Genomic DNA, 16,519 nt, shown 5'->3' on the forward strand with positions numbered 1-16,519 from the left:
GAGGGCGCGGGCGGGGGCCGCTCGTCCGCCGCTACGGAGTCAGCCGGTGTCGTGCGGAGGAGGGCGGCCAGCGCCAGAGCGGTGTTCTCCGCGGTGGCTCGCTGCCCGGGGTCCTTTTTGAGCAGACTGGCGAGGACAGGTGTCAGGGCACCGGCTCGCCGGGCCTGGCGGGGTTCGCGGGTGAGGATGGCGACGTAGAGGGCGGTGAGTGTGTTCCCGGAGAAGGGAGGTTCGCCCTCGACGGCCGCGTACAGGGTGACACCGAGGGACCACAGGTCGGAAGCCGCGGTGGCCTGCTTGCCATCGAGCTGTTCGGGAGCCAGATAGGAAGGCGTCCCGACGATCATCCCTGTGCTGGTAAGGGCCATCGTCGCATCGGTCACGCCGGCGATGCCAAAGTCCGTAAGGACGACTCGTCGGCCGGAGAGCAGGATGTTGTCCGGCTTCACGTCCCGATGCACGACACCGGCGGTGTGCGCGGTGGTGAGCGCGTCCAGGACGGACGCGCCGATCTCCGTCACCCTCTGCACCGGCAGCCGACCGTGTTCCCGGATCTCCGCGGCCAGGGACTTTCCGGCGACGAGCTCCATCACGATCATGGGGGCGCCGTTGTGCTCCACCGCGTCATGGACCGTGATGATGCCGGGATGGTTGAGCCGGGCCGCAGCGCGGGCCTCCCGCATGACGCGCCCGACCAGTTTCTCTCGCTGTTCGCCGGCCAGCCCGGCGGGGATGATGACCTCCTTGATCGCTACATCGCGTCTCAAGGTTTCGTCCCAACCGCGCCACACGCGGCCCATCCCACCCTGGCCGACGAGCTCAACCAGCCGGTAGCGCCCGCCGATCAGCTCACGACTCGTCCCCGACACGATCGACACCATATCGATCGACGCACCAGGTGACGAGCCCCGCGTTCACGAGCGGAGCGCGAGAAGGCGATCCGGCGAGCGCGCAGGTAGGCGCGACACATTGCACAGCGAGCCTCGATGGGGAGCCAGTGGGCGTCGACCCTATGGCTCGCGTTGCGGCCGCGGATGGGGGACGCACCTGAATGATCACAGCGGTGGCAGAGGGGCTCATCAGCCACAACACATAGTGATCAATTCATCGCGATCTCAGCCAACGAGAGCCGATGCCTCTTCGCCCTGCTGACCCGGCCACCCCTCGACGGCGAGGGTGACGATGTCGAGGTTGCCTGACGAGCGCAACGGCGTGCCGGCCAGAACCTATGCCTGCTTGCGGAAGACCACACTCAAGATCTGCTATTGGCCGGTTTCCCCGTTGTCCCGAGGTCCCGCGATCAGGAGCGATCCCAGATCAACGGCAGCTCAAGCCGGTCGTCCCGCTCCCAGACGAGGTTCTCGCGGACGTCGACGACGCCGCCGAGCCCCTTGGCCATGTGCACGGCCGCCACCGCCTCGGTGCGCGTCGAGGTGTAGCCGGACAGCGTCACGATGCCTTTCTGCACCTGCACGACGATCCCGGTCCGGTCGTTCCACCGGGCCTGCTCGGGGATGGCCTCCTCGACCCACCGCTTGAGCTCCGCGTCGTCGCGCACGTACGCCTTGAGCAGATCGCGTCTGCTCACGATGCCCATCAGACGCCCATCCCCGTCCACCACGACCAGGCGCTTGACGCCGTGCTCGTCCATCAGCTGGGCCGCCGTCACAGTGGACACCTCGGGCGCGACCGTCACCGCCGGCGCCGACATCAGCTCAGCCGCCCTAGCGCCCGTGGCCTTTTCCCTACCGTCCTCGCCGCGGCTGGCCAGTCTGCGGCGCAACCGGGCACGCAGCCGCGGCCGATAGTCCTCCCCGTAGTACTGCTCCCGGAACTCCTCCTTGTGCAGCAGATCCGCCTCCGACACCACGCCGGCGACCCGCCCCACCTCGTCCAGGACGGGCACGGCGCTGACCCCGCGCCGTACGAGCAGCTCGGCGACGTCCTTGAAGGGCGTGTCCGCTTTCACCGAGGCCACGTGCGTGGTCATCACGTCTCTCACACTGATCCGCACCATCGGATCCTCCTTCGTCTCTGTTGGCCATCGCACCACCTTGCCGAAGCGGGTCCCTAGGGACGGAAGTCCTGCGTGCCGGAGCTTTGGTCAGAGGGTTTTTCGCGACATGGCCCCGGCATGGGGGACGGACGGCCATGCAGAGCGGGACTTTCGGCCCTGATTCCCGGGCCACCCCGTCGGTGAAGGTAGGTACAGGACCAAAGGAGAGTGGAGAGCATGCGCGCTGCCGTCGTGACCGGTTTCGACAAGCCCCTCGAGATCCAGGAGCTGCCCGTCCCCGAACCAGAGCCGCACCAAGTGCTCGTCCGGATGGAGGCCAGCGGCCTGTGCCACACCGACATCCACGCCGCTCACGGAGACTGGCCGGTCAAGCCGTCCCTGCCCTTCACACCGGGGCATGAGGGCGTCGGGATCATCGAGAAGATCGGCTCCGCGGTGACCGGCCGGGCGGTCGGCGAGCGGGTGGCCATCCCGTGGCTCGGCTCCGCCTGCGGCACCTGCGAATACTGCGTCAGCGGCCGCGAGACCCTGTGCGAGTCCCAGCAGAACACCGGATACGCCCTCGACGGCGGCCACGCCGAGTACGCCGTCGCCCACGCCGGCTACGTGGTCCCCGTCCCTCAGGAGATCTCCCCCGTCGAAGCCGCGCCGCTGACCTGCGCAGGCGTCACCACCTACAAGGCCGTCAAAGTCTCCGGCCTGCGCCCATCCGAACGCGCCGCCATCTTCGGCATCGGCGGCCTCGGCCACCTGGCCCAGCAGTACGCGCAGATCTTCGGCGCACAGACCGTCGCCGTCGACGTCACCGAGGACAAGCTGCGGCTGGCCCGGGAGCTGGGCGCCACACACACGATCAACGCCGCTGCCAGCGACCCCGTTGAGGAGATCAAGGCGCTGGGAGGGGTGGACGTGGCCATCGTGCTGGCCGCCAGCCCGCAAGTCCTCGAGCAGGCCCACGCCTCGCTGCGGCGTGGTGGCCGCCTGGTGCTGGTCTCGCTGCCCAAGGACAACGCGATGAGCCTGCCCATCTTCCAGACCGTGCTCGGCGGCATCACCGTGATCGGCTCCATCGTCGGCACCCGCGCCGACCTGGCCGAGGTCTTCCAGCTGCACGCCGAAGGACGCACCAAGGTCATCTACGAGACGCGCAAGCTCGATGACATCAACCGGTCCTTCGACGACGTCCTCTCCGGCGCCGTGCCCGCCCGCCTCGTCTTCCAGATGTGAGTCCCTGTAAGGACACGACCATGTGCAACTACTGCGGCTGCCGGGAGTTCCCGGTGATCGGCCGCCTCTCCCAGGAGCACTGGGACATCCGCGAGTGCGCAGGAGCTCTGCGCCGGGCCATCCACGAAGGCCGCCACGACGCCGCCGAGACCCTCCTGGATGAGCTGTTGGCCCGCCTCGTCCCGCACACCGCCACCGAGGAGAGCGAGCTGTTCGCCGAACTGCGCGCCGAGGGGTCGCTGGCCGATGAGGTGGAGCGGCTCTGCGCCGAGCACGCCGACATCCACGGCGTGCTGGGGACGATCGATCGGGCCACACCCGACTGGCCCGCCGTGCTGAAGGCTCTCGACCGGCTGCACCAGCACATCGACCACGAGGAACACGGGCTGTTCCCCGCCGCCGTCATCATGCTGCCGCTCACCGCCTGGGACCGCATCACACCCGAGCAGTCCTCGGCCGGCCTTCCCTGAGGGCCGAAAGGCCCACGAAGGACAGGTCCAAAGTCCCACCTCGAAGGTGACCTGTGGCCGTGACGGCCGGTCCGGCTTCGGATCTACCGTTTCGGTCATGTCCGATGAGCGCCACCCGATCCGCCGCCTGCCTGGCACGCGGTCGGGGGTGTCCATGACGGGCCTGCACCCTGACGGGCGGCGAGTCGCACTTGTGAAAGCCCATCCCCAGACCCGCCGCCCGTCCGCCCACGCAAGCACAGGTCGCCGGTTTCGCGACCCCCATGACCGGCTTCCACGTCCGACGCGTCTTCGACGAGCTGTCCCACGGCCTGATCCGCTCATAGCGGCCCGAGCGGGCGCTCGTCACCGACGACACGGACGGACGTACCTCATGCTCGAAGACCTCCACACGGCCACGCGCCGCGACCCCGCCTTGTACGGCCACCGCAAGCTGGAGGCCATCCTCTACCCAGGCGTATGGGCGGTATGGATCCACCGGGCCAAGAAGCCGACCCGCGCCATCCGCCGCGCCCGCAGATCGGGCACCGACCTCCACCCGAGACCCGAGAGTCGTACCAGTAGAGCCAAGACCGGCCCCACCCGCAAACGCCAGACCCGCGTCAAGAAGATGACCTCCAGCCAGATGCCCGACCGGCGTCCGGTGCCCGCCCCCACCCTCGCGGTGGGGAACCGTCCGGCGGGCCAAGCACCCCAGACGAACCGGCGCAAGCCGGGGCGTACAGGTCTTGTACGGGATTTCCACAACCGGACCGGCTTCCACAAAGTGAAAGCCAGCCCCGTGCTCCTCCTTGCTGAGTACGGAACTGGCTCTCGCCACGCTACGCCACCCGGAACACTCAACCCACACGGGCTTGGGTAAGTACAGGAAATCTCAGACGGTCACTTGTCTTGCACTTTGAACAGGCCGTGTGCGCCTGCCTCGGCCTGGCGCATCGTGTGGTCCACCACCGGGTACGTGCCCGCCTCCGGGAAGACCAGTTCGGCGAAGCCGCCCTGCGCGGGAGCCAGGTCGAGCACCTGCGCTCCGCCCGCCTCGTCCGCCCGCAGCAGGTACGCGCCCTCCTTGTAGACCGTGTCGAACGGCGCGCCCACCACATGCAGCGCCGTGCCCGAACTGGGTCCGGCGGCCACGGCCCAGATACGCACGCGCTCTCCGGCCTTGGCCTGCAGCGGGGCGTGGTCGTAGCCGGCGGCTGTGCCGTTGAACATCCGGCCGTCCGGGTCGCCCTGCCGGATCTTGGCGACCTGGGCGTCGGCGCCGGGCTCGCCAAGGTACAGCTCGCCCTGGACCAGGAGGTACTCGCGGTCCACCTTCGGCAGGTCGGGCGGGTCGATGATGACCGCCCCGTACATGCCGTTGGCGATGTGCTGGGTCATCGGCATGGTCGAGCAGTGATACAGCCACGCCCCGGCGAAGTCCGCGCGGAAACGGTACGTCAGCCGCTCGCCCGGCTGGATCGTGCGCATCGGGCCGTCCGGCGCCGTCGCCCCCGCGTGGAAGTCGATGCCGTGGCCCATCGTGCCTGCGTTGACGAACGTCACGACGAACACGTCGCCTACCTTGCCGCGCAGCACCGGCCCTGGCATGGTCCCGTTGAACGTCCACACGCGTTGCCGCACCCCAGGTGCGACCTCCTGGATGATGGTGTCGTCGGCGCGGATCTCGACGTGGTGTTCCGTGCCTCCGGGGGCGGGCTTCCAGTCGCGTCGTACGGCCTCCAGCCCGGTGGCATGGGTGCGGCCAGGTCCAGGCGGGTGGGTGCGCTTTGTTGCGGGACGGCGTGCGTGCCGTGTCCGTCGTAGCCGGTGCTCGCCTCCGACTGGGATGCGGGAGCCGTGCCGGTCGGGATGATGCGCATGGTCATGCCCGCTGCGCGGTGCCCGGCCACCGTGCACCAGCCGTCCACGGCCGCGCCCAGCGGCTGCAGCTTCAGCGTGGCGCTCTGGCCGGGAGCCAGCATCGGGGTTCGTTCGCCGGTCGCCAGGCGCAGGTCGTGCCGCTGGGCGTCGGCGTTGGTGACGCGCAACGTCAGCACGGTTCCTGCGGGCGCCTCGATCACGGCAGGGCGGATGCTCATCCCGGACAGCGTCACCTCGACCGTCTGGGAACCGGTCACGGCCACCGTCGACGGCCCCGAGGCACCGGTCGTGGCGACGACGACCGCGGCGGCGGTCAGCAGGCAGCCGACGACCACGCCGGCGATGGCGGGCAGCGATGGCCTGGCGGGCGGCGACTGCCGCCCCTGCGTTCCGCCGCCGTCCGCCGGACTCCCGCCACCGACCCCGCCACCGACCGCCGGGCTTTGCCCGCTGCCCATGCCCGCGCCCAGCCGTTGGCCGTTGGCTGAGCGGGCCCGGACCAGAGCGGTGATGGCCAGGACGATGAAGGCCAGCGTCGAGCCCAGGACCAGCGCCCGGCCCAGTAACGTCACCGGCTGCGGCACCGGCAAAGCCAACAGCGGCACCCCCAGGTTGAGCGCCACCAGCCGCACCGGCCAGCCGCGCTCCAGCAGCGCCGCATTCTCCTTGAACCGGGCCGGGCCACCGCCCAGCATCGCGGGCAGCAGATGCAGCAGCGAGCCCAGCAGCACCTGGGCGACGAACCCGACGAGCACCAGCGGCAGCAGCGGCTCCAGCGCCGCGCCGACCTCGTGGGCCGGGCGCGTGGCCACGACCACCAGGTCGGCGGCCAGCGCCACCTCGAACCAGACGATCGCCGCCCCCAGCATCCACGAGGCCCCGGTGTGTGGCCGCTTGCGCCGCAGCGCGTCGGCCAGCGGCGCGAGCACCGCGAGCCCACCGGCCGCGTAAGCCGCCAGCCCGGCCGGCGCCACCCACCGCCAGCCCGCCAGCAGCCCGGCGACGGCCACCGCCAGGCCCGGCACGGCCAGCCACAGCCCCACACGCGACGCCCGCCGGGTCCCATCCGACATGCGGGTCCGCAGGACCGTCGGCCACAGCGTGAACAGCGTGCCGAGCACGGTCAGGCCGACCCAGCCGAACAGATTCACCTCGGCGTGCGCGGCATGCAACCGCTCGTGCGCACCCTCCTGCCCGATGTGCGCGGCCAGCAGCCCGCCCAGGACGCCGCCGACGGCGAGCGCGCCGGCGGCGGACACGTACCAGCCGATGACGTGCCCGAACCTGCCAGGGAGCGCCTGCCGCACCAGCCGGACGAGCACGGCGGAGTGCCACAGCACCACCCCCACCACCAGCGCCGCGCCGGCGGCGGCCAGCTGCCACGGTCCCACCGACACTCCGGTCAGCACCGCCACCGTCGCCGCGTTGAGCAGCGCGACCCTGGTCAGGCTGCCGCGCTGCGGCGGGGTGCGGACGCGCAGCAGCGCCACGGTGAAGTGCTCACTCCAGATCAGGATGGCGGTGCTGACCGCGCCCAGCAGGAACACGTGGATCAATAGCCAGCGCGGCGCCGGCAGCACGTCGCCCGCCAGCGCCACTGCCACGGTCAGGCCCAGCCAGCCGACGACGATCGCGTTCGCGCGTAGGTGCCACGACGCGCGGGGACGCTGCGGCAGCCGTGGCACGTCGGCCGGCGGCCTGCCCTTTTCTATGCGGATATCGACCGGACCCAATCCGGACACCTTCCTATCGTGACCGGACCGCGTCAGCGCGATCGCGCATCCGGCGAACATCAGCAGAGCCAGCGCCGCCAGCACGCCGCCCAGCGTCCGCACCGCCTCTACGGCGGCCAGGTCCCCCGCCACGCGCAACGGCGGCCCCGGCCATCAGAGGCAGCCGCCGCCAGGCAACCCATCACCGGGCACCGGCGTACTCGGTCGCGTAGCGGGCGGCCACCGGACGGTACGGTACGAGGAACTCCTGCCTCGGGGATCGCGTCAGTTTCTGTCATCGGGTACGCCAGCACGAGCACTACGGGAGGACCGTGGCGGCGGACGCTTCGGTCGGGAATCGCCACGGCGGCGGTCATGCGCACGACCGTTGCGAGAGCAAGGTGCTGTTTGGTCATCGATCTTTCTGCTATGCGGTATATGAGCCTTGCCCGCCACGCAGGGTCTCCAGCCGGGAGCGGTACTCTTCGGCGTCGATCTCGCCGCGCGCGAACCGCTGCGCCAGCACCTCCTGCGGCCTCGGCGGTCGGGAGGGCGGTTCGGTGCGCGCGGTCCTGGCGACGTGCCGGGCGGCCAGCACGATCGCCGTGATCACCAGCCCCCAGAACACGACCGTGCTCAGTCCCATGAGCGCGTATCCCCAGCCGCTCATGCCGTCATAGCCCCACCACATCATCGTGATCGCCTCGAATCGCTTGGGTTGCTTCCAGCATGTGCGTGGGGCCGGCGCCGGTGTAGGGGCCTTCGTCCTTTCTCCGTAGGCCGTTGGTAACTCAGTGGTCGTGCGGCATGCCAGAGCTCGACGGGTGGGGCGCCGGCGAGGGGAGCGCCATCCGCACCTGACCTGCGGCGAGGGGCGGGCGGGCGGCGAAGCTGACGCCGTTCGGCTCCTCGCCCACCCTTACTGTGGCGATGGCCTTCCTGGCGGTCAGGTCGAGGACGGACACCGTGCCGTCGTAGACGTTGGTCACCCAGGCCCGCCGGCCGGTGGGGTCGACAACCAGGCCATGCGGGCCCGATCCGGTGGCGATGCGGCCGGTCACCGCCATGGTCTGGGTGTCGATGAGGGAGATCGAGTCGCCCGGCCGTTCCTCGGTGCCCTGGTCGGCCGACAGCAGCGTCCGGCCATCGGGCGTCAGGTACGCCTGCGCGGGCGAGGCCGGGACGGCGGTCTCCGCGACGACCTTGGCCGCCCGCAGGTCGATCTTCACCACGCCGGCGGGCTCGGAGACGGTGGCGTAGGCGTAGCGGCCGTCGCATGAGATCGCCACCTGCACTGGTGGGCCGCCCACCGGCATGGCGGCGGTCTTGGTGTCGGTCCTGGTGTCGATGACGTCGACCGTCTCGGCCTTCATGTTGGCCACGATCAGGAAGGAGCCGTCGGGAGTTGGGCGGGCGCCGTGCGGGCCGCCGCCGACGCGGATGACCTTCGCCGACGTCAGATCGCCCGTCCGGTACGCTGACACGGTGCCGTCGCCGTAGTTGGTGACGTAGGTCTTCGTGCCATCGGGCGTCAGGACCACGTGGGCCGGGGCCCGGCCGGTCGGCCCGGACGCCTTGAGCCGGTAGCCGGCCGCGTCGAGCTCGGCCACCATCGCGGCGTTGCCGCTGATGGCGTACACGCGGTCGCCGCCGGGGGCGACCTGCACGTTGTGCGGTTCCCTGATGCCGCTCACGGTGGTGGCCACGGCGTTCGTCGCCGCGTCGATCGCCACCAGGGCGTCGCCGCCCTCCACGGCCACCCATACCGTTCCCTGCGTGGCCGTTCCCTTGATGGGTGACGGCGTGGCGGCGGAGCGACCCTGCTGTTGCGGGGCGCACGCCGCGAGCGCCGCCAGCATGACCGTACCGATGATCGTCCTGTATGTCCGCTGACCCATGCGGTTGTTCTCCTGTATTCGTCGTAGAGGTCGCCGCCCGATGAGCCGGGCGGTGGTGACGTTGCCTGCGATAGCGCCGGCGGCGACCACCCTTGTGCTGACGGATGTCGTTTCGCGTGTGACGAACGTCCTGAGGGGTGGGTCGATCCCGTCGTCATCCGATAGCGGGGTTCGGGCGGTGTGTCGGGGTCCTCGTCCGTGGAACCATCGCACGCTCTACCGGGAGGCCGGGGTGGCGGTGAACACGTCCCGGCAGTGGGTGGAGCAGAACCAGTAGCGCACGCCGTCACGTTCGACGGTGGCCGCGGCGTGGGCGGGATCGACCGCCATATGGCAGACCGGGTCGCTGACGACGGCGGTCTCGGCTCCCGTTTCGACGATGACCTGCTGATCGGATGGCAGCGGCGGCGCCGGGAGGAGCGCAGGTGGCATGAAGCGGCGCAACCGGTTGGCGTTGCCCACCACCGACAGCGACGAGGCCGCCATCGCGGCGGCGGCGATGATCGGGCTGAGCCGGATGCCGAAGAACGGATAGAGGACTCCAGCCGCGATCGGGATGCCGACCACGTTGTAGACGAAGGCCAGGAACAGGTTCTGCCGGATGTTGCGCATGGTGGTGCGCGACAGCCGTATCGCGGTGACCACGCCGCCGAGCGCGCCGGAGATCAGCGTGATGTCGGAGGCCTCGATGGCCACGTCGGTACCGGTGCCGATGGCGAAGCCGACATCGGCTTGGGCGAGCGCGGGCGCGTCGTTGATGCCGTCGCCGACCATGCCGATCCGCGATCCCTTGCCTTGCAGGCGGGCGATCTCGGCGGCTTTGTGTGCGGGCAGCACCTCGGCCAGCACCCGGGTGATGCCGACCTGGCGAGCGACGGCCTCGGCGGTTCGCCGGTTGTCTCCGGTGATCATCACCACCTGCAGTCCCAGCCGCTGCAGGGCTGCGACGGCTTGGCGGGAGTCGTCCTTGACGGTGTCGGCCACGGCGATCACCCCGGCGGGCTGGCCGTCCACGGCCACCATGATCGGGGTACGGCCCGACCGGGCCAGCCGATCGGCCTCCTCCTCCAGCACCGGCACGTCGCCGAGCAGGCGTTTGCCGCCGACCAGCACGCGGCGCCCCTCGACGGTCGCCGCGATGCCCTGCCCGGTGACCGAGTCGAACGCCGACGGCTCGACCAGGAGCAGCCCGCGCTCGGTGGCGCCGTCGACCACGGCCTGGCCGAGGGGGTGCTCGGAGGAGCGTTCAGCGCAGGCGGCCAGGCGCAGCACCTCATCGGCCGGCCAGTCACCGTGCGGCACAACGTCGGTGAGCGCCGGCTTGCCCCGGGTGATGGTGCCGGTCTTGTCCAGGACGATCGTGTCCAGCCTGCACGCGGTCTCCAGGGCTTCGGCGTCGCGGATCAGGATGCCGGACTGGGCGCCCTTCCCGGTGCCCACCATGATCGACAGCGGGGTGGCCAGCCCGAGCGCGCACGGGCAGGCGATGATCAATACGGCTACCGCCGCCACCAGCGCCAGCGTCAACGCAGGCGCCGGTCCCGCGACGAACCACACGGCGAAGGTCACGATCGCGATGGCGATCACGACCGGGACGAAATAGCCGGACACCAGGTCGGCCAACCGCTGGATCGGCGCACGGGAGGCCTGGGCGGCCTGGACGAGACGGATGATCTGCGCCAGAGCCGTTTCCGCGCCGACCTTCACGGCTCTGAAGGTGAACGATCCCGTCTGGTTGACCGTCGCGCCCACCACCTCATCGCCCGGGCCCTTGTCCACCGGGATCGACTCACCGGTCACCATCGACTCATCCAACGTCGAGCGGCCCTTCACAATGACCCCGTCGACCGGAACCTTCTCACCCGGCCGCACGAGCACCACATCGCCCGGCACCACATCCGCGACCGGGATCTCGATCTCCTCGCCGTCGCGCTGCACGCGGGCGGTTCTGGCCTGCAGGCCGATCAGCTTGCGGATCGCCTCGCCCGTGCCCGCCTTGGCCCGCACCTCCAGCAGCCGGCCGAGCAGGATCAGCGTCAAGATGACCCCGACGGCCTCGAAGTAGACGTCACGGACGCCCGCCGGCAGCAGGCCGGGCGTCACCGTGACCAGCAGGCTGTAGCCGAAGGCGGCGCTCGTCCCCAGCGTGATCAGGCTGTTCATGTCCGCCGAGCGGTGCCGCAGCGCAAGCCAGCCCACGCGGTGGATCGGCCAGCCCGTATAGAACATCACCGGAGCGATCAGCGCGAGCTGCGCCCAGTGGTTGAGCAGGAACTCCGGGACCCATCCGGCGCCGAAGAACTCGTGCGCCATGACGACCAACGCCACCGGCAGGGTCAGCACCGCCCCGGCCAGAACCCGGCGCGACAGATCGGCGATCTCGGCACGCCGCTCCCTGGCCTCCACATGCGGCGAGGGCTGCTCCGCCGGCGACGGTGCGGTGACCGCGGCCAGTTCGTGACCGCCGCCGGAGTCCGGTTCGACAATCAAGCGGCCGTGCACCATGTTCATCCCGCAGGCGAAGCCGTACTCCCCCGCATCGGCCGGCAGTAGCTCCACCGTGGTCTTGGCGGAGGCAGGCAACGCCCGGCTGACGGCGAAGTCGGCGAACACCACCCGGGAGGTGCAGTCCCCGCTCTCCCGGCGGTCGAAGACAACCCGCAGGGGGATACCCTGCCGTACCCGGACAACGTCCGGCGAGTAGCCGCCCTGCACGACGATCTCGATCTCCTGTACGCCGTCACGCAGCCCGGCCCGACTGCTCTTGCGCGGCCCGAAGAAGTACCAGCCGAGGAACCCCAGCAAGATCACGGCGACGCCGAGCACGACCCCATCCGCGGCGGTCACGGCTGCCCCGCCCTCTTGCGCTCCTCGCCCTGCTGGTCATGCTCCGTGCGGTCAGGCTGCGGGTGGTCGCCGTTGCCGCCCATGGACCGCATCATCAGCAGCATCATGAGCGGGCAGCCCAGCAGGAAGACCACGAGCAGGACCGTGCTCGGCGGGGCGCCGGCCCAGACGGCCACGATCGCCGCCGCGGCGGCGATCGCCGCCAGGACCAGGTGTTGCTTCATCATGATGACCTCCGAGGGGTGTCGCGTGCATTGCCGCGCGCATGCCGTTCGCGGATCAACCCTGTGACCGCCGTCACGAACACGATGAGCACCAGGACGCCGAGAACGACCAGGACGGGGATCGGCAACGGAATACCAGGCATGTCGGACTCCCTCCGTCCCTCTACTACGCTCTCACCAGCATGAGCCGGGTATCTCTCCAGCCGCCATGGCAGAACGTCCTTCTGATCAGGGTCAAAAGTCACATGACATAGTGCTATTGACCGTAGTAGGTGCGTAAGCGAACGCCGACTCGCCGTTTGATGATCCACCCGCAGGACAGCTCGGAAATGACCCGCCTGCTCCTGCCCACCCCGACGGGCGAGACGAAGATGAGGCCACATAGGCGCGGGCAAGGGCGCCTCCCGGCAAGCGATCTCTGCGGCCGGCTTCTCCCGTGATGCACCGGACGAGGCCGTCCCGGCCGGATGCCGTTCGTCCCGGGCATGAGGACCAACGGCCCTGGTCCTGGCCACAGGGCCAGACCCTGGGCTGAAGGTTGAGACCACCTGCTGAAGGAGCGGAGGTCGAGATGAAACGTTCGATAACGGCGGCGATCGCCACCGCGGCGGTGCTGACCGCCACCGCCGCCGGCGGGGCCGCCCTGGCCACCGCCGACCGCCAGCCGGAACCCACCGCCGTCGAATGGCAGCAGCCCGGCCGGCCGATGGGCTCGATGCACCGGATCATGGTGCGCGACAGCCAGCATGCCGAGATGTTCCAGATGCAGCGCTATCTGGCCGACTGGTTCGGCACCGGCTGGCGGATGCCGTGCGGCCCGATGGGCGGCCCCGGGCGATGGCCGGGCGGCTCGACGCCATCACTGGAACCGGGGTCGCCCTGGATGCCCGGCGGAATGATGGGCTGGTGAACATCCACACCGGGCACGACCGAACTGGCATGCCTCGCACGCCTGGTCATGTAACTCTGCTGGTGTTTGGGGGCACCTCTTCCTGATCGCATGTTCGGTCAGGGGTCAGAGGCGCTGGGTCATGGATCGGCGCCGTCCCGCCGCCCGAGGCGGCTAGGAGCCCTCCCGCTGATCACTGGTTACTGACCAAGGCCACCGGCCAACGTCGTCGACCGTGAGATCACCGGGCGTGTGCCAGCCTTGTGGTGAGCGCGCGTACCGCCGTCACGGTCAGCACCACGGTCGCGACGGCGGTGACGGCCAGCAGAGCCAGGCCGAGGCCATAGGAGCCGAGCTGGCCGTAGAGGAAGCCCATCACGAGAGGTGGTACGAAGCCGCCGAGGCCGCCGGCTGCGCCGACCAGGCCGGTGACCGTGCCGACCTTGTCCGGTGGTGCGGCCTGGGCGACGAGGGCGAAGGTGGCGCCGCTGCCGGCGCCGAGCGCGGCGGCCATGGTCAGGAAGGCGATGGTGCCGATCGGCACGAGGCCGGGGGTGAGGGCCTGGATGGCGGCCATGACGGCGATGAGGACGAACACGCCGGCAAGGACGGGCACTGGGCCGATGCGGTCGGACAGCCAGCCGCCCAGTGGCCGGGCCAAGACGGCCAGGACGACGAATCCGGCCATGCGGTTGGCGGCGTCGGCGAGCTCGAGGCCGTAGCCGGTTTGCAGGTAGGCGGGCAGGTAGACGGAGAAGGCGACGTAGCCGCCGAACGCGACCGCGTACAGCACGCACGCCTGCCAGGTGATGGACAGCTTGGCAGTGGCGGACATGCGGGTGAGCAGGGGCTGGGTGGCGACGGTGCGGCCGGGCGCGTCACGCAGCACCAGCCAGGCGATGACGGCGTAGGCGGCGAGCACGATGGCGGTGATGAGGAAGGGGGTGGCGGCGCCGCCGGTGCGGACGAGGGGGACGGTGGTCAGGGCACTGATGGCGGTGCCCCCCATACCGGCGCCGAAGATCCCGACCGCGAGGCCGCGCCGGTGCGGCGGGAACCAGGCGTTGACGAACGGCACACCGACGGCGAAGACGGTGCCGCCGATGCCGAGAAAGAACCCGCCGACGAGCAGCGCGGAGAGCGAGGTCTGCCCGGCCACGCCGATGAACAGGACGGGCACGATGGTGGCGGCGGAGATGAGAGGGAACATCACCCGCCCGCCGAAGCGGTCGGTGAGCGCGCCGACCGGGATGCGGCCCAGCGAGCCGACGATCACCGGCACGGCGACCAGCAGCGCCTGCTGACCGGCCGACAGGCCGAGCAGTTCCTTGAAACGCGGTCCCAGCGGGCTGAGCAGCGCCCAGGCCCAGAAGTTCACCGCAAAGCCCAAGGTCGCCAAAGCGAGCATCAACGCGGGCCTGCGGCCGGTCGTGGCGGCCGGTGCGTTCGTCATGTCTTCCTCACGCAATCGTGGATTCAGGGGGTGACGCGGCTGCGTGCCGCGAAGGTGTCCTCGACTCATTCCAGCTCACAGGTCGTGGGGCGGGTATGGACCAAGGTCCCGACCTTCGGGGACTTAGGGCGTGTGGAGGTGCTGTGCGAGGTCGCTCTGGTAGGGGAAGCTGTCCGGCTGATGGCCGCACCAGGGCTCCTCGGCGAGCACGTCGCCGGTGCACGCGTAGGCGCGAGACCGGGAGCCGCCGCAGATGGTCCGGAACTCGCATGCCCCGCACCGCCCGCCCAGCCGGTCGGAGTCGCGCAGCTCGGCGAACAAGTTCACGAATAACGGCGTGGGCCGGCCGAAGTCCGCCACCTGCCGCATCAGCTCGGTGGCCTCGCCTGTGGTCAGCTCCTCCGGATGCCGGTCGGGCACCGCCCCTCGACGCGGCAGTGCAGGCACGCCGGCAGATAGGCCCGCGTGGCCTCCCAGATCACGATGAACGGGCTGTGCACGACATCCCTTCGGACCCGCCGCAGACTCATACGCGGGCTCCCAGCAGGATGTGGGCCACCACGTCGGCGGCCGCATGGTCGTCGGGCAGGCTGTCGAGGAAGGCGACGTCCTGCCCGAGTGTGAGCAGCGGCGGCTCGTCGTAGCCGTCGGCGCGGTGCTGGCCGAGGCCGATCGCGGCCATCAGGCCGTTGCACAGGCAGCGCCGCCCTTCGGCCTCCTCGGCCGGGCGGCCCTTGCGGACGTAGACGTCCACCGGCTCGGCCGGGCAGCGGTAGCCGATCGCGCCGTCCGCCTTCGCGTACGGCGTGCGCAGGTAACCCAGGTCGCAAAGCCTTGGCCGCGCCTGGTACACCTCCTGCTCTGACAACGTCCCGGCGACGTCGGCGACCTTGAACGGGAACCCGGTGGGCGAGGCCCGCGGGTCGTTACGGACCTGGAGGGCACCGTTCGCGGCCTGCTCGCGCAGCCGCCCGCGCAGGCCCGGGTCGAGCCCGGACTCCCGGCACAGCGCGAACGCCGACCCCACCTGGATCCCCTCCGCACCCGCCGCCCAGGCCCGCTCGAGCCCGCCGGGCGTGCCGTATCCGCCGGCCAGCCAGAACGGCAGCCCCAGCGCGGCCACCTTGCCCAGGTCGGCCTCGTCGCGCGGCCCATACACCGGCTCTCCGGCTGCATCAAGCGTCATCCGGCCCCGGGGCGGTGCGCTGTGCCCGCCCGCCACCGGCGTCTCTATCACGAATCCGTCCGGCCGGGTGAGCGGTGAGCGGGCCAGGTACGCGGCCAGCACGTGCGACGACACGATCGCCAGCAGCCTGGGCCGGGCCAGCGGCGTCAGCCGGCGGCCGAGCAGCTCCACCGGGTCGATGCCGATCGTGTGCCCGTCCGCGCCCGCCACGGCGACCGAGACCTGGGCGGGGCGGTGCTCGGCCAGGTCGTCGAGCAGGCGCGGGATCTCGGCCGGGATGCCGGCGCCCATCAGCACGTAGTCGGCCCCCGCCAGCAGCGCGCCATAGACGGCGGCAGGAGTGGCAAGCTGGATCTTCTCCAGGTAGTTCACCCCGACGGGCCCGTCGTGATCTTCCTTGGCCAGGAAGACCTCGGCGAAGTTGGCGACCACGGCCAGCTCGTCGCGGGCGCGGTTCGCCCGCAGCCCCAGGCGGGGCACGGGCCGGTACGGCGCATCCGGCTCCGTTCCGCCGGGCACGAAAAATCGGCCGAGCACGCGCTCGGCGACCTCGGGCACAGGGAAGCAGGCCAGCGCGCGGCGCAGGTGACCGCCGGGGTCGCCCCGCTGCAGCCGCCGGGCCAGGGTGACGTCCAGGGCCGTGCCCGACACCACGCCGAGTTGCCCGGTCTCGGCGACAGCCCGGGCCAGCCGCCAGCCCGACACGCCCACCCCCATCCCGCCCTGGATCAGC

15 protein-coding genes are annotated in these 16,519 nt (G+C 70.7%); 3 read left to right on the plus strand and 12 right to left on the minus strand.

The annotated features are described in order from the left end of the window. Positions 1 to 869, minus strand: an 869-nt coding sequence (locus tag EJK15_RS59120; RefSeq protein WP_206061901.1) for a serine/threonine-protein kinase, incomplete at its 3' end; no start/stop codon positions are given. Positions 870 to 1,300: 431 nt separating this feature from the next. Then, positions 1,301 to 2,017: a CBS domain-containing protein gene (locus EJK15_RS59125; RefSeq protein ID WP_138719170.1), complete on the minus strand. Its 717-nt coding sequence runs from the start codon at positions 2,015 to 2,017 to the stop codon at positions 1,301 to 1,303. 216 nt (positions 2,018 to 2,233) lie between these two features. On the opposite strand from EJK15_RS59125, the gene adhP reads away from it, so the two are divergent. Both adhP and EJK15_RS59135 read left to right on the plus strand, forming a co-directional pair. Next, positions 2,234 to 3,244 carry an alcohol dehydrogenase AdhP gene (gene adhP, locus EJK15_RS59130; protein WP_138719171.1) on the plus strand — a complete coding sequence of 337 codons (1,011 nt, stop codon included), beginning with the start codon at positions 2,234 to 2,236 and terminating at the stop codon, positions 3,242 to 3,244. 20 nt (positions 3,245 to 3,264) lie between these two features. After that, positions 3,265 to 3,714, plus strand: coding sequence for a hemerythrin domain-containing protein (locus tag EJK15_RS59135; RefSeq protein WP_138719172.1), 450 nt, complete (start codon positions 3,265 to 3,267; stop codon positions 3,712 to 3,714). 882 nt (positions 3,715 to 4,596) lie between these two features. Here EJK15_RS59135 and EJK15_RS75630 read toward each other — a convergent pair. The 7 genes from EJK15_RS75630 to EJK15_RS71960 form a co-directional block, all read right to left on the minus strand. Further along, complete coding sequence (locus EJK15_RS75630) at positions 4,597 to 5,337, minus strand: multicopper oxidase domain-containing protein (protein ID WP_240777902.1); 741 nt, start codon at positions 5,335 to 5,337, stop codon at positions 4,597 to 4,599. After that, positions 5,274 to 7,442 carry a cupredoxin domain-containing protein gene (locus tag EJK15_RS71955; protein WP_240777904.1) on the minus strand — a complete coding sequence of 723 codons (2,169 nt, stop codon included), beginning with the start codon at positions 7,440 to 7,442 and terminating at the stop codon, positions 5,274 to 5,276. The genes EJK15_RS75630 and EJK15_RS71955 overlap by 64 nt, the downstream gene beginning before the upstream one ends. A gap of 274 nt (positions 7,443 to 7,716) precedes the next feature. After that, positions 7,717 to 7,983 carry an SHOCT domain-containing protein gene (locus EJK15_RS59145; protein ID WP_138719173.1) on the minus strand — a complete coding sequence of 89 codons (267 nt, stop codon included), beginning with the start codon at positions 7,981 to 7,983 and terminating at the stop codon, positions 7,717 to 7,719. A gap of 97 nt (positions 7,984 to 8,080) precedes the next feature. After that, positions 8,081 to 9,187, minus strand: a complete 1,107-nt coding sequence (locus EJK15_RS59150) for a YVTN family beta-propeller repeat protein (RefSeq protein ID WP_138719174.1) — start codon at positions 9,185 to 9,187, stop codon at positions 8,081 to 8,083. Positions 9,188 to 9,403: 216 nt separating this feature from the next. Then, positions 9,404 to 12,034, minus strand: a complete 2,631-nt coding sequence (locus EJK15_RS59155; RefSeq protein ID WP_138719175.1) for a heavy metal translocating P-type ATPase — start codon at positions 12,032 to 12,034, stop codon at positions 9,404 to 9,406. Next, the gene (locus EJK15_RS59160; protein ID WP_138719176.1) at positions 12,031 to 12,261 is read right to left on the minus strand and encodes a DUF2933 domain-containing protein; all 231 of its coding nucleotides are present in this window, start codon (positions 12,259 to 12,261) and stop codon (positions 12,031 to 12,033) included. Before EJK15_RS59160 ends, EJK15_RS59155 begins: the two co-directional genes overlap by 4 nt. Then, positions 12,258 to 12,401 (minus strand): hypothetical protein, encoded by a 144-nt coding sequence (locus tag EJK15_RS71960; RefSeq protein WP_171075200.1) that lies wholly within the window; start codon positions 12,399 to 12,401, stop codon positions 12,258 to 12,260. Before EJK15_RS71960 ends, EJK15_RS59160 begins: the two co-directional genes overlap by 4 nt. Before the next feature lie 428 nt (positions 12,402 to 12,829). On the opposite strand from EJK15_RS71960, the gene EJK15_RS59165 reads away from it, so the two are divergent. Next, positions 12,830 to 13,168: a hypothetical protein gene (locus tag EJK15_RS59165; RefSeq protein ID WP_138719177.1), complete on the plus strand. Its 339-nt coding sequence runs from the start codon at positions 12,830 to 12,832 to the stop codon at positions 13,166 to 13,168. A 220-nt stretch (positions 13,169 to 13,388) separates the two neighbouring features. On the opposite strand, the gene EJK15_RS59170 is transcribed toward EJK15_RS59165, so the two are convergent. The 3 genes from EJK15_RS59170 to EJK15_RS59180 form a co-directional block, all read right to left on the minus strand. Next, positions 13,389 to 14,600, minus strand: coding sequence for a nitrate/nitrite transporter (locus tag EJK15_RS59170; RefSeq protein WP_138719178.1), 1,212 nt, complete (start codon positions 14,598 to 14,600; stop codon positions 13,389 to 13,391). A gap of 123 nt (positions 14,601 to 14,723) precedes the next feature. Beyond that, complete coding sequence (locus EJK15_RS73700; RefSeq protein WP_206061903.1) at positions 14,724 to 15,047, minus strand: hypothetical protein; 324 nt, start codon at positions 15,045 to 15,047, stop codon at positions 14,724 to 14,726. 79 nt (positions 15,048 to 15,126) lie between these two features. Then, positions 15,127 to 16,518, minus strand: a complete 1,392-nt coding sequence (locus tag EJK15_RS59180; protein WP_240777903.1) for a nitronate monooxygenase — start codon at positions 16,516 to 16,518, stop codon at positions 15,127 to 15,129. Between the last annotated feature and the right edge of the window lies 1 nt (position 16,519).

Origin of the sequence: Nonomuraea basaltis (assembly GCF_005893125.1) — a bacterium.
In the GTDB taxonomy this organism is placed as follows: domain Bacteria; phylum Actinomycetota; class Actinomycetes; order Streptosporangiales; family Streptosporangiaceae; genus Nonomuraea; species Nonomuraea basaltis.